General features: G+C 40.4%; 9 protein-coding genes. 8 read left to right on the top strand and 1 reads right to left on the bottom strand.

What is annotated here, in order from left to right:
• Positions 1–333 precede the first annotated feature (333 nt).
• The 8 genes from LEP1GSC190_RS16675 (at position 334) to LEP1GSC190_RS16640 (ending at position 11,765) form a co-directional block, all read left to right on the top strand.
• On the top strand, positions 334–1,428 hold the full coding sequence (locus LEP1GSC190_RS16675) for an IS110 family RNA-guided transposase (protein WP_117344633.1): 1,095 nt from the start codon (positions 334–336) through the stop codon (positions 1,426–1,428).
• Between the two features lie 196 nt (positions 1,429–1,624).
• Positions 1,625–2,854: an IS256 family transposase gene (locus LEP1GSC190_RS16670; protein ID WP_117344621.1), complete on the top strand. Its 1,230-nt coding sequence runs from the start codon at positions 1,625–1,627 to the stop codon at positions 2,852–2,854.
• 1,184 nt (positions 2,855–4,038) lie between these two features.
• Positions 4,039–5,220: an acetyl-CoA C-acetyltransferase gene (locus LEP1GSC190_RS16665; protein WP_002746029.1), complete on the top strand. Its 1,182-nt coding sequence runs from the start codon at positions 4,039–4,041 to the stop codon at positions 5,218–5,220.
• 990 nt (positions 5,221–6,210) lie between these two features.
• Positions 6,211–7,374, top strand: coding sequence for an acyl-CoA dehydrogenase family protein (locus LEP1GSC190_RS16660; protein ID WP_002746111.1), 1,164 nt, complete (start codon positions 6,211–6,213; stop codon positions 7,372–7,374).
• A gap of 86 nt (positions 7,375–7,460) precedes the next feature.
• The gene (locus tag LEP1GSC190_RS16655; RefSeq protein ID WP_002746141.1) at positions 7,461–8,882 is read left to right on the top strand and encodes an anthranilate synthase component I family protein; all 1,422 of its coding nucleotides are present in this window, start codon (positions 7,461–7,463) and stop codon (positions 8,880–8,882) included.
• Positions 8,882–9,460, top strand: coding sequence for an anthranilate synthase component II (locus tag LEP1GSC190_RS16650; protein ID WP_002746037.1), 579 nt, complete (start codon positions 8,882–8,884; stop codon positions 9,458–9,460). Before LEP1GSC190_RS16655 ends, LEP1GSC190_RS16650 begins: the two co-directional genes overlap by 1 nt.
• On the top strand, positions 9,457–11,355 hold the full coding sequence (locus tag LEP1GSC190_RS16645) for an ABC transporter ATP-binding protein (RefSeq protein WP_002746012.1): 1,899 nt from the start codon (positions 9,457–9,459) through the stop codon (positions 11,353–11,355). Before LEP1GSC190_RS16650 ends, LEP1GSC190_RS16645 begins: the two co-directional genes overlap by 4 nt.
• Complete coding sequence (locus LEP1GSC190_RS16640) at positions 11,352–11,765, top strand: response regulator (protein WP_002746124.1); 414 nt, start codon at positions 11,352–11,354, stop codon at positions 11,763–11,765. Before LEP1GSC190_RS16645 ends, LEP1GSC190_RS16640 begins: the two co-directional genes overlap by 4 nt.
• On the opposite strand, the gene LEP1GSC190_RS16635 is transcribed toward LEP1GSC190_RS16640, so the two are convergent.
• Positions 11,754–13,196, bottom strand: a complete 1,443-nt coding sequence (locus LEP1GSC190_RS16635; RefSeq protein ID WP_002746067.1) for a HEAT repeat domain-containing protein — start codon at positions 13,194–13,196, stop codon at positions 11,754–11,756. The two genes, LEP1GSC190_RS16640 and LEP1GSC190_RS16635, sit on opposite strands and share 12 nt — an antisense overlap.
• Positions 13,197–13,216 lie beyond the last annotated feature (20 nt).

Raw genomic sequence — 13,216 nt, 5'->3', positions numbered from 1 at the left:
AAACATGGAACCTTGAGTTTTTTTCGGGGTTTCGAACTTATAATTAAAAAGCTTATTACTCCTAAAAGAATTTTCTGGAAATAGGAAAAACCTTCTAACAAGGATCGTATTTTCTGCCTTGATGATGTTTAAGTATTATCTTCAGTTGGATTTTTAGAAAAATGAGGAAATGAAATTCTTCTTCCATATTACTTCTGTCTTCATAAGAACGATGATTCTATCCAAAACAATCAGTATGGATTTAAGACAAAATGGCGCCCCTTCTGGGCTTGAAAAGCGTGGGTTAGATGCAAGCATTTACCACAAAACAAGAAAACCAACAGAAGGAACGTAATGAAAAGAAAAGTATATGTAGGAATGGATGTCCACAAAGAAACGATTAGAATTGCGTGTTTAACGAACAATACAAAGGAAATAGTAAAAGAACAGCAGATAAAACATAATGAGGTTCAGATCAAAAAGTTCGTCAATAAACTAAAATCAGAATGGAACGAGATACATAGTTGTTACGAGGCGGGAGTAACCGGTTATCCACTTTACAGAAATCTAAAGTCTTTGGGAGTGAATTGCATCCTTGTAGCGCCAGGAAAGATACCAAGACAAAGTTCGGATAAGATCAAAACCGATAAAAGAGATGCGATCAAGTTAGCAAAATTATTACGAAGTGGAGAATTAGAATCGATTCATGTACCGAGTGAAGAGGACGAAGCGGTAAGAGATTATTTGAGATCCCGTGACAGCCTTCGTTTGGATTTAGGAAGGAATCGTCAAAGGTTAATGAAATTCTTATTAAGAAAGGGTATAACTTACTCAGCAACAAAGTATTGGACAGTCAGTCATAACAAATGGTTGAACAATCTACAGTTTAACAACGAGATCCTTCAAGAGACATTTAACGACTATTATAGTCGGGTAAGAGTTCAAGAAGAGAATTTAAAAGCGATGGATAAGAGGATACAAGAGATAGCGGAAAGTGAACCGTATCGAGAGAAAGTGGGAGTATTAAGATGTTTCCGAGGAGTGGATTATCTAACCGCAATGTTTTTACTTTGTGAGGTTTGTGACTTCAAACGATTCAAAACAGCCGGTTCGTTCATGAGTTTTTTAGGACTTGTTCCGGGAGAATATTCCAGCGGTTCCAAAAGAAAACAAACAGGGATAACAAAAACTGGAAGTCCCAGACTTCGAAGAATATTGACAGAAGCAGCTTGGCAACATCGTTTCCCTGGAACAGGAAGTAAGATTGTAACCGCACGTAGATCGGGACAACCTGCGTTAGTTGTTGCTTTGGCGGAAAAAGCATCTCTCAGATTACACAAGAAGTTTCGTAATCTACAGCAAAGAGGAAAAACTCCTCAGGTAATGATAACGGCAGTTTCAAGAGAGTTATCCGGATTTCTTTGGGCGGCGATGAATCTGGTTGCATAGAGTTAGAGTAATGTTTCATCCAATAATTGAATTCGTTAGAGAAGATGTACGATAAAGGAGGAATACTTGTTGGCTCAGTGTTGAAGCAAATTTGAATTTCAAATTTGACCTTCGTTTTAAGACTAAGAACGAGGGTGTCGTGTCGATTGTGTAAATGACTTGTGAATAACCAAAAAGTAACAAGGATAAACCCAATATGAGCAAACCCAAAAATCGAGCTGAAGAGCTACTCGATGAATTAATCAAAGATAAGAGTCCTGAAGATCTACTGGGAAATGAAGGCCTCTTAAAGCAACTAACGAAATCACTGATAGAGCGAGCGATGCAAGGTGAGATGACGCATCACCTTGGATATGAGAAGAATTCCTCGTTGGGCAATAACACAGGAAATTCTCGGAATGGCAAAAGTAACAAAAAGCTCAAAGGAGATTTTGGAACAATCGATTTGGAAATACCTCGAGACAGAAACGGCAGTTTCGAACCGCAGATCATTCAAAAAGGACAGACACGCTTTACCGGCTTCGACGATAAGATCATTTCGATGTATTCACGCGGAATGACCACACGAGAAATTACCCAACATCTCCAAGAAATCTATCAAGTGGAAGTCTCAGCGGATCTGATCTCAGAAGTCACCGATTCGGTACTGGAAACGGTGATCGAGTGGCAGAATCGCCCCTTGGATAAAGTATATCCAATTCTCATCATGGACGCGTTAGTCGTAAAGGTGAGAGACGGCCACCACGTTCAAAACAAATCCTTCTATTTGGCTTTAGGAATCAATCTACAGGGCACAAAAGAGATACTTGGGATTTGGGTGGAGCGCACCGAAGGAGCGAAGTTCTGGCTTCAGATCTTAACCGATTTAAAGAATCGCGGAGTTGAAGATATCTTAATCGCCTGTGTTGACGGGTTAAAAGGATTTCCGGATACGATCATATCAGTTTTTCCTAATGCACAAGTTCAACTTTGTATCGTTCATATGGTAAGGAATTCTTTGAAATGGGTTTCTTACAAACAGAAGAAAGAGTTGATGATTGATTTAAAGGCTATCTACAAATCTCCGTCGGCAGAGATTGCTAAGAAAAGCCTTGATGATTTTTCAACCAAATGGGACAGTCAATATCCGATGATCAGCAAGTCCTGGAGAAACAATTGGGAATCGGTGATTCCTTTTTTGGCCTATCCACCTAACATTCGTAAGGCGATTTACACCACAAACGCTATCGAATCTATGAATATGGGGCTAAGAAAAATTATCAAGAATCGGGGTTCGTTTCCTACCGATGAAGCGGCTATCAAGCTTCTTTATTTAGCTTTGAATAATATGTCTAAAAAATGGACCATGCCTATTCAAGATTGGGGAAAAGCAATGAATCAATTTTCGATTATTTTCGGCGATCGGTTGAAGTTCGATTCGTTTTAAGATATGTCATTTACACAGGAACGCTGACACCCTCCTAAGAACAGCTCCCGATGTATAGATTATCCTGCGGTATCCAACCCGCGAATATCAGTCTGATCAATCGTCGCGAATGCTTTTCTCTAACGAGTTAAATTATTGGGTGATTAAAAAAAATGCGAAAAAATATTTACGGCTCCGGATGGGGGCGCCATATCAGAGCCGGTCTTAAAAACCTTAAAAGAAATCAGTTACAATGATTCAGTAAGTTTGTAATAAAATATAGAAGTTCTTACAAATTACGTCCTTTTGGTAGTTTACGAGCTTTCGAGCATATTTTATAACTGTTAAGTTCTTGTCTAACTCCTATATTCCGAGGTTTTTAAGACAGGCTCTTAATAAGAAAAATTTTGCAAAAACATTTCGGGAACTGAAAGTTTTTTCCTAACGGTGATTGAACATAAAATTTTCTACGCCGATGTATGCAAAAAGAAGTTTAGACAAAAATGGATTCTATATAGTCACTAAAAAAATGAAATTAAAATGAAACTCATATCAGGCCGTCTTATTTTTCTTTAATAACCGATGTTTATTATCAAATGAGAATGATTAAAGAAAAAACAGAAAAGAATTCCTACTTTCCAAAATAGGCTTTTTTTGAGGAGTTGGACGAAAATGAGTAGTGGCAGATCGTTACTTTTAAGATTTTTTCTAGTTTTGTAGATGGCAAAGACGATTGTGAGAAAAAATTGTGGGAATTCCCGTATTTAAATCTTTTTGGGAAATAGTTTTTAAGGAATTTGTAGGAATTCTTCTACATGAACAAAGGATTCGTCTTCTTTTGGAAAATCAGGATCCTTTGAACTAAAAAAGAATATAAAAAAGATTTCGGACGAATTACCTACAATTTTATTTCGAGTCAAAGATCAACGAAAAAGGAAAGTGCAACTGTGCGATTTCTAAAGAAAATTGGATTTTACTTGGATCAAAGAAAAAGATCTGACTAAGATTTGCTTTTTTTGTAAATGATAGGAATTTTTTTATGTAACGGTTTTGGCGAAAAGGTTTACTTTTCGATTAAGACGGAAATACCTGCTTCGAAAATTTTCCAATGGGATCTACGGGTGCAATGTGTCGGATAAGGTGTAGAACACTGCAAAGCGAAAGAACATTCGTGAATTAGAATATTAAAGTTATTAGGAGTAATTATGGAAGAGGCGGTCATCCTGGACGGAATTAGAACCCCGTTTGGAAATTTCGGAGGAACTTTAAAGGACCTTAGTGCGGTTGATTTGGGAGTTTTGGTTTCGAAGGCGATTTTGGAAAAAACAGGAGTTTCTCCGGACGGAATCGGAGAATCAATTTTTGGAAATGTAATTCCGACTGGAAAAGAGGCGATTTATCTCGCTCGCCATATCGGTCTGAAATCTGGTCTTCCTTTGGGGATTCCGGCCTTGACTTTGAATCGTCTTTGTGGTTCCGGTATGGAAGCGATCATTCAGGCCGCAAAGAAGATTTATCTTGGAGATGCGGATGCGGTTCTTGCAGGTGGTGTGGAATCTATGAGCAACGCTCCTTACGTAGTTCGAAATGCACGCTGGGGCGTTCGTTATGGCTCTGCTGAATTCGAAGATACATTGGAACAAGGTCTTACCGACCAATACGTAGGTTTGATAATGGGACAGACTGCGGAAAATCTTGCGGATCAATATAAAATTTCCAGACAAGAACAAGACGAATGGGCTGCAATCTCTCAGACCCGTGCGGAAAAAGCGACTGCGGAAGGTCGTCTTAAAGATGAGATCTTTATCGTTACGATTCCCGGTAAAAAACCGGTTACATTAGAAAAGGATGAGTTTATTAAAGGTGTTGCCGGAATTGATAAACTTGGGACTTTGAAAGCTGTTTTCCGGGACGGCGGAACCGTAACTGCGGGGAATGCATCCGGTTTGAATGATGGGGCGGCCGCTACCATCGTAACTTCTTCTTCTTATGCAAAAAAAATCGGTAAAAAGCCCCTCGCGATTATCCGCGGCTATGGTCACGCTGGCTGCGATCCTGCTAAGATGGGAATCGGTCCCGCACTTGCAATTCCTGCCGCTTTAAAAAAAGCAGGTCTAAAACTTTCAGATATGAGTCTTGTAGAAATCAATGAAGCTTTCGCCGCTCAGTATCTTGCCGTTCAAAAGGAACTTGGTCTTAATCCGGAGATTACTAATGTAAATGGCGGGGCCGTTGCCATCGGACATCCACTTGGAGCTTCCGGTGCCAGAGTTACGATTACTCTAGCATACGAACTAAAAAGAAGAAAAGCGAAATACGGTGTCGCTTCTCTTTGTATTGGAGGCGGTCAAGGAATCGCGCTCGTTTTGGAAAATCCGGAAGTGTAACTAGAAGTTTCGCTTCATATTCTATAAAAGGCTCGGAAAATTCCGGGCCTTTTTATTATAGTTTGTATCAATCCAATATATTATGTTTTTTAAATATTATAGAAAATTTTATTTTATGTATGGAAAGTGTGCGGATCGAATCGGAAATTGCAATTATTTGTATTGCCGATTTTTAGTTGGATAAATTTTTCTGAATGTTCTCTGCGTTATCGAATTGTTTATGTGGAGTGACGAAAATGTAAGGTAAAAGAGAAAACCTATTTTTGGACGTGCGATACAAGGTCTATTTCAATTGTTTGGGCTGGAGGATTAAGAATTTAAAAAAATGAATTATTGGTTTTTATAAAAAATTACGAAAAAATTTCTTATAAAAACGGCGATCCTGCAATGTCAAATAGCTCGTTCTATTGACTGAATGATATCTTAAGGATGTGTATTTTCCTGTTGTGCCCGTTGTATAGGCCGAATGGGAAGTTTTCTATTTTATTTTGAGCTTTTCTCAAAACTTCAAAAAATTACGACTATAATTGTTCGGTCATTAGTAGTAAAACGCGGTAGTTCCTATCGATTACGTCTCTTTGGGAATTTATGACGGACTCTTACTTGCCTGTCAAACTTTCGTAGGAGTCCTATATTCCGAGGTTTTGGGACAGACTTTTAACAGGAGTTCCCTAAAATTAAAACGGTTGGACCTTTTTATAAAAGGAAATAATTTGAAGGTTAGGTTTAAAGGGTAAAAAATTCAAATACATTCCAGTTCAACCCGGTCGGGGTTGGATTCAAGAGGAGTAAAGGTAAGGTGGGAATCCGTTCGTACCTTCTTGACGGTAAATGATTCCCTTCGAATCTTGCATACAGAGCTTTATTCTAGGTTTCGATACCGATTTCGAAGAGCCGTACCGGAAAGTAAATCCCGGCATCGACGATCCCAAGCGGGGAATGCCAGGAACCATCGGATGAGTTCAATTTCGACCAAGGTGTACTATAAAAATGGAATTTGCCCTTTCTAGTGAACAGAAAGAATTGCGTGATCTCGCCAGAAAATTTGCTAAAGAAGAAGTTCGTCCAAAGGCAGAGCATCACGACCGTACGGGGGAATACCCTCTTGCAATCTTAAAAAAAGCTTGGGAAATCGGGCTCATGAATCTTCATATAGAATCCAGATTCAACGGAGCTGATATGTCCGAACTGGACGGTGTAATCATCGGAGAAGAACTTTTTTGGGGATGTTCCGGTGTGGCGACCGCAATTCTTGCAAATAACCTTGCGTTGGCTCCTGTTATTCTCGGAGCAAGTGATAAAATCAAAAAAGAATTTATTCAACCAATGACGGAGGAATTTAAACTCGCGGCTTATGCGGTGACCGAACCGGGTGCTGGATCAGACGTCGCGGCAATTCGTACCTCTGCAAAAAAAGTCGGAGACGAATATATCATCAACGGTTCCAAAATGTGGATCACGAATGCCGGATACGCAGATTGGCTTTTCGTTCTTGCAAAAACCGATCCTTCCGCAGGTCATAAAGGAATTACCGGATTTATCGTAGATGCAAAATCTCCTGGAATCATCGTAGGAAAGAAAGAAATCAACATGGGGCAGAAATGTTCTGACACGCGTGCAATCACATTCGAAGACGTGAAAATTCCCTCGTGGCAGATGATTGGGCGAGAGGGGGAGGGTTTTAAAATTGCAATGGGAGCTTTTGACCGCACTCGTCCTGGAGTTGCAATCGGAGCTGTCGGGGTTGCGCGTGCTGCGATGGAACATTCCGTCAGCTATGCAAATACTCGTAATACTTTCGGTCGTCCGATCATGGAAAACCAAGGAATCTCTTTTATGATCGCGGAGATGGCTCGCGACATCGAAGCCGGAAGACTTCTTTGTTATCAAGCGGCTTGGATAATTGATAACGGATTTAGGAATACATACCAAGCATCGATCGCAAAAATGTTCTGTGCAGATATGTGCATGAAAGTTTGCACGGACGCTGTTCAAGTTCTCGGCGGATACGGATTTAACACGGAATATCCGGTTGAAAAGTTAATGAGAGATGCGAAAATTTTTCAAATCTACGAAGGTACTTCTCAAATTCAAAGAATGATCGTTTCTCGTTTTCTTGCGGATGGAAAGGGAATCGAGGGGCCGAACTCCTGAAAGAGTTTTCTCTCACATTCGAGGAATTCTCCGCGCTTGCAGAGCGTGGAAATTTGATTCCTGTTTTTAAACAGGTTTTTCTAGATATGGAAACTCCGGTTTCTCTGTTTGCAAAGTGGGGATGTGAATCTTCACAGAATTCCTTTCTTCTGGAATCTGTGGAAGGCCGTGAAAAACTGGGAAGAAATTCTTTTCTCGGCAAAACTCCCTCCCGCATCCTTCAGGGAAAGAATGGTCTTTTTTATATCACCGTCGAAAACGAAACTTCGACGGAAATCATCACTTACGATCCTTTGGTTCTTTTGGAGAATCTTCTCGGAGACGACGTTTACGTCCAAGACTATCGCCTTCCTTCGTTTGCAGGCGGGGCAGTAGGATTCGTGTCTTTTGCAGCCATTCGCTATTATGAGAACATTCCGGATACAAAGCCGGAAGATGAAAACGCCCCCGATTGTTATTTTGCGATCTACGACGAACTTCTTGTGGTCGATCATATTGATCATATTTTAAGAATTGTTGTCAATGCAAGAATCCGAGAACATTCTTCCTTAAAAGAATGTTACGATTCTACAATCAATAAAATCAATTCTATCGAAAATGAAATCCGAAATGGAATTGTTCCAGAAGAGATCAAAACCCCGAAGGTCGTAAATGGGGTTCTGCAATTGGATCCGAATATTCCGGACGAAGAATATAAGAAAAATGTGGAAAAGGCCAAAAAATATATCCAAGCTGGGGATATATTTCAAGTCGTGCCTTCCAGAAAGTTGAAGTTCAAGCCGGATGTTTCTCCGTTTCAAATCTATCGCGGCCTAAGAACCGTAAATCCGAGTCCCTATATGTATTATCTCCGACTCGGTGAAATTACGATTGTAGGAAGTTCTCCGGAGATTATGGTAAAATATGCGAACAATCAGACGTTTCTTCGTCCGATCGCAGGAACCCGTCCTCGCGGTAAAAACTCGAGCGAAGATAAATTTTTGGAAGAGAATCTTCTCTCCGATCCGAAGGAAATATCGGAACATGTTATGCTTGTCGATCTCGGACGCAACGATCTTGGAAGGGTTTGTAAACCCGGAAGCGTTCGTGTGAACGATTTTAAAGTGATCGAGAAATATTCTCACGTTATGCACATTGTAAGTCAATGTGCAGGAGAACTTGATGAAAATAAGACTGTCTATGATTTGATCCGCGCGACTCTTCCTGCGGGAACTGTTTCGGGTGCTCCGAAAATCCGTGCGATGGAAATCATAGATGAGCTAGAAGCGACTCGAAGAGCGATTTATTCCGGAGCTTTGGGTTATATTTCATTTTCCGGAGAAAGCGATCTTGCAATTATCATCCGGACGATTGTGTTTTACGGAGATACTGCATTTTTACAGGCGGGTGGCGGAGTTGTATATGATTCGGTTGCCGAGTTGGAACTGGAAGAAACAAAAAACAAAATGGCGGCCCTTTTAAAGGCGGTAGAGTTTGCGAGAAACGGACTCAAAGGAGAATGGAAATAATGCTTCTCCTGATTGATAATTACGATTCTTTCACGTACAATCTTTATCAATATTTCTGTCAGATCGGAAACGAAGTCGAAGTTTATCGAAACGACAAAATTACGTTAGGCGATATTAACGAACTTGCTCCTAAGGCGATAATTCTTTCTCCTGGTCCGGGTCGCCCTGAGGATTCCAAAGTTTGTTTGGATGTGATCCGAGAACTCGGTGGTAAACTGCCTATCTTTGGAGTTTGTCTCGGGCATCAAGCGATTGGTCTTGTTCACGGTGGTAAAATTGTATCCGCCCCTTCCATCATGCATGGAAAAATTTCTCTAATCGAACACGACGGGAAAGACATCTACAAAGGGATTCCTTCTCCTTTCGTTGCAACTCGTTATCATTCTCTTGTGATTCAACCGGAAAGTATACCGTCGGAACTTGAAATAACTTCCAAAACTCCGGATGGGGTGATCATGGGGGTCCGTCACAAAACCAAAAAACATCTTTATGGCGTTCAGTTCCATCCGGAATCCATCATGACTAGCGCTGGGCTGGATCTGATCAGAAACTTTTCCTCAATCGTTCAGGGGTTATGAAGTTTTTTTTCAGGCTTTTGTCTTATTCCGTACATTATAAATATCGATTCACGTTGGGGATCGTTTTCGCGTTATTGACAGCCGTTTTAAATGCGGTTTCTCTTACCGCACTTATTCCTTTATTCGATTCTCTCGGAAACGACAAACAAACTCGTTTTCAACTACAAATGACTTTGCCCGAGCAGAGAATTCTTCTCAAACAAAAAGTGTTCGGAAAGGAATCTCTGGACGGACTTGAAAGAACCAAACTTCTTTTAATCGATGCAAAAGAATGGGTCAATAGTAGAACGAAGGGACTAGAACCGAAAGAGGTTGTTTGGTCAATTTGTGTTATAGTAATGCCTTTGTATCTTCTCAAGTTGATAACGTATTTGTTGTCCGTATTCTGCATCGCGACCGCGGGCTATAAGGCGGTACGCGACATTCGACAGGAGCTTTTTGAAAAAAACCAGCTTCTTCCTTTAACCTATTTCTTTAAGGAAAAAACTGGTTTGATGATGAGTAGAATTATCAACGATGTCGAAATTGTTGCAGCTGTGATTTCGAGCAATTTCAGGGATGCAACGATTAACTTTTTTTACGTGATCACGCACTTAATAGTTTTATTATATTTGAATACAGAGTTGTTATTGATTGCTTGTCTTACCGTTCCGGTCATCATCCTTCCTGTGACTTTGTTTACTAGAAAAATCACCAAATCCACCGCTAGATTTCAGGAAAAGATGGCGGATCTGAACGCGAACATTCAAGAGATGATTTCTGGGATCAAAGTGATTCGAGTTTTTAATTCCGAAAAATACGAGCAGGAAAAATTCGGAAAGATCAATCAAAACGTTTATCGCAGGAATTTTAAAGGTCAGTTTTATCTTCAGATTGCCCCTTCTCTCGTCGAGTTGACTTCTTCGATCGTGGTTTTAGGTTTTTTTGCGGCCGGTGCGAGCCTTATTTACAGCGGAAGATTTACTCAAGGCGAATTCATGGCCTTTTTATTGACTCTTCTGTTTTTACTTAGACCTTTAACTCAACTTTCTCAAATGGTGGGGAAGATCACTCAATCCATCGCTTCCGGAAAAAGAATTTTCGAAATCATTGATCTTGAAACCGAAGATCACAGCAAAGAAAGTAAGGTTGTTGCAACTCCTCTCGCATATAACATAGAGTTTAAGAATTTATTTTTCACTTATCCTGGAACCGGCACAGCGGTTTTAAAAGATATCAATCTCAAAGTAAAAAGGGGAGAAACGGTTGCTCTAATCGGTGCTAGCGGTTGCGGAAAGTCCACTTTGATGGACTTGATACCAAGATTTTTTGATCCTTCCTCGGGATCGATCGAATTCGACGGAATCGATATTAGAGACGTCAGTCTAGGAGATCTTCGTAAAAAAATCGGGATTGTAACTCAGGATATCTTTCTCTTTCACGGTTCTGTAGCGGATAACATCGCTTACGGAAAACCGGGCGCAACTCGTAAAGACGTGATTCGTGCGGCTAGGCTTGCGCACGCACACGACTTTATCAAAAAGATGGATAATGGGTATGATAGTATTTTAGGAGTTCGTGGATTGAATCTTTCGGGTGGACAAAGACAGAGACTTGTGATCGCAAGAGCTCTACTTCGAGATCCTGAGATCATGATCTTAGACGAGGCCACTTCTGCTCTTGACGTTGAATCGGAAAGATTGGTCAGTGATGCACTTCGGAGATTGTATGCGAACCGTACTACATTTGTAATTGCCCATAGACTTTCTACCATCAAAGACATTTCAAGGATCGTCGTGATGGATAACGGAAAGATCGTGGAAGAAGGAGATCACAATTCCTTATATGAGAAAAATGGAATCTATCGAAAATTATCCGAAAATCAATTTGCGGCCAATAATGGAGTATTACCATGAAGAAGAACGTCTTAATCGTGGATGACAATGATCGTTATGCGGACAGCCTAAAAGTTTGGTTCCAGAAAAAAGGATTTGAAGTTATAAGAGCCGTAAACGCGGCCCAAGGTTGGGAAATCTACTCCAAGGATAAAAATCTTTTTCATACGATTGTAACTGATATCACTATGGAAACTCAGACTTCGGGACTTTGGATGATCCGAAAAATTCATAAAGACGATTATCGAGGAAATAAAATCGTTGCAACAACCGGTTTTGATTTTCCGGGAGTAATGTTTTTTTCTTCTTTGATACTGCCTTACTTTGCAGGCATCGGTTGGATGGTTCCGAAAGCCCCTTTGAAAGAAGGAAAGGTGGTTTTCCTTTCTACTTCTTTCAAATCAAACGTGTCTTTTGAATCAGTTCTCTAAAGGAAGGCTTTCTTGTGCAGAAGGTTCCTCGTTTTGGCTTGGAGGAGCCGGATCGGTTTCTTCCATTTCAGAAGCGGGAGTAAATTTATAGCTTGGCTTTTTTTTTGGAGATTTTCTGACTTTTCTTCCTTTCGGCTCTTTATGCGGAGCTGTGACCGTTCTGATTTTTAGATATGCTCCGAATATCCAGGACTGAAACGTCTCGTAATAACTTTCCGGATTTTTGGATTCTAAGAGAAGAAGATAATAATAATCTTCTACGAATTTATCTCCGATTTTTTGGATAAATCTGCGATCGTTCTTTTTTAGAATTTTTCCGACTTCTCCGGCGGAAAGATCGCGTAGTTTGCGGGATGTGGGATACGGATTTTCTTGTGAGAAACCGTTTTCCACTTTTACGGTCCCGAATTGATAAAAAGCCTTCCTGAGATATAGTTGCGCTAAAATTCTTTGAGTCAGCTCTTGAGAAGTTGAGTTTTCTAATATTCTAACAAATGAATATGTTCCATAAAGGCTCGTGTTATTGCCAATTGCTTCTATGACGTCTTTTGCGAATTCAGGTTTTGTTTCCAAGGTTTGTTCTAAGATTCTTAACGAAGCGCGGGTTTTATGGATTCCCAGAGCTTCGATTGCGGTTTTTTGAAGTTCGAGATCGTCGGAATTCAGATATGTTTTGAAAAGTTTGAGATCCTCGTTTATTTGGAATGCGGCGAGCCCTAAGATGGAGGACTTCACAATTTCACGTCTGGGAGAACGGATCCCCTGACGTAGTAATGCATCTCTTGCAGAAGGGTCCTTGGTTTTTCCCATTCCTCTCCAAGAAGAAAATTGAATTTCCGGATCGTTGGATTTAATTCCACTGAAAAAATAATTTAGGGAAGAAGGTGATCCGATATCGGCTAATGCTTTGTAGGCCGCTTGTCTGACTGCTTCTCCGTCTCTTTCGATAACACGATGTAGAGTTTTTACTTCCCCTTTGCTTATTCTGCCGATTGCTAAAACCGCCGCGGCTCTAACTCTTGGAATCGGATGAGTAAGAGCGATCCGATTCAGGACTTTATAACGCTTTTCGGTCTCCGCTCGGAAAACGGCAAGGATACCTTTTTTAATCAGTAGATCGTATTCGACTTCTTGTCGTTCTTGCGGTGTAAGATCCTTTCTTTTAATTTTTTCATAGGAGGAGACTCCGTCCGATTCTTCGGTAAGGTTTCTGGGGTCGTCTACGTTTAAACCGTCGGAAGCGTTTTCATTTGTGGGTGATTCTTGCGGATCGGAATTTTCAGCGAAGTTATCTGAGGCGTCGATCTGCTTTGGAAGATCAGCGTTGTGATAAGGAGGAGGATTCGATTCCGCTTTCAAATCGACTAAACTTGGAGAAGAACAAAGGATAATACAAAGATGTAAGTTCTTAAGTTTTGAATATAAAGACATTGGATACCTTTGATATGTAA

Source organism: Leptospira mayottensis 200901116 (assembly GCF_000306675.2).
GTDB lineage: Bacteria > Spirochaetota > Leptospiria > Leptospirales > Leptospiraceae > Leptospira > Leptospira mayottensis.
Note: the sequence above shows the minus strand (reverse complement) of the source record. Positions and strands in the feature narration are given on the sequence as shown.

Coding starts and splice junctions, on each gene's coding strand:
- LEP1GSC190_RS16660 (WP_002746111.1), top strand. CDS start 6,211: ATGGAATTTGCCCTTTCTAGTGAACAGAAAGAATTGCGTGATCTCGCC.
- LEP1GSC190_RS16675 (WP_117344633.1), top strand. CDS start 334: ATGAAAAGAAAAGTATATGTAGGAATGGATGTCCACAAAGAAACGATT.
- LEP1GSC190_RS16635 (WP_002746067.1), bottom strand. CDS start 13,196: ATGTCTTTATATTCAAAACTTAAGAACTTACATCTTTGTATTATCCTT.
- LEP1GSC190_RS16645 (WP_002746012.1), top strand. CDS start 9,457: ATGAAGTTTTTTTTCAGGCTTTTGTCTTATTCCGTACATTATAAATAT.
- LEP1GSC190_RS16665 (WP_002746029.1), top strand. CDS start 4,039: ATGGAAGAGGCGGTCATCCTGGACGGAATTAGAACCCCGTTTGGAAAT.
- LEP1GSC190_RS16640 (WP_002746124.1), top strand. CDS start 11,352: ATGAAGAAGAACGTCTTAATCGTGGATGACAATGATCGTTATGCGGAC.
- LEP1GSC190_RS16655 (WP_002746141.1), top strand. CDS start 7,461: ATGGAAACTCCGGTTTCTCTGTTTGCAAAGTGGGGATGTGAATCTTCA.
- LEP1GSC190_RS16670 (WP_117344621.1), top strand. CDS start 1,625: ATGAGCAAACCCAAAAATCGAGCTGAAGAGCTACTCGATGAATTAATC.
- LEP1GSC190_RS16650 (WP_002746037.1), top strand. CDS start 8,882: ATGCTTCTCCTGATTGATAATTACGATTCTTTCACGTACAATCTTTAT.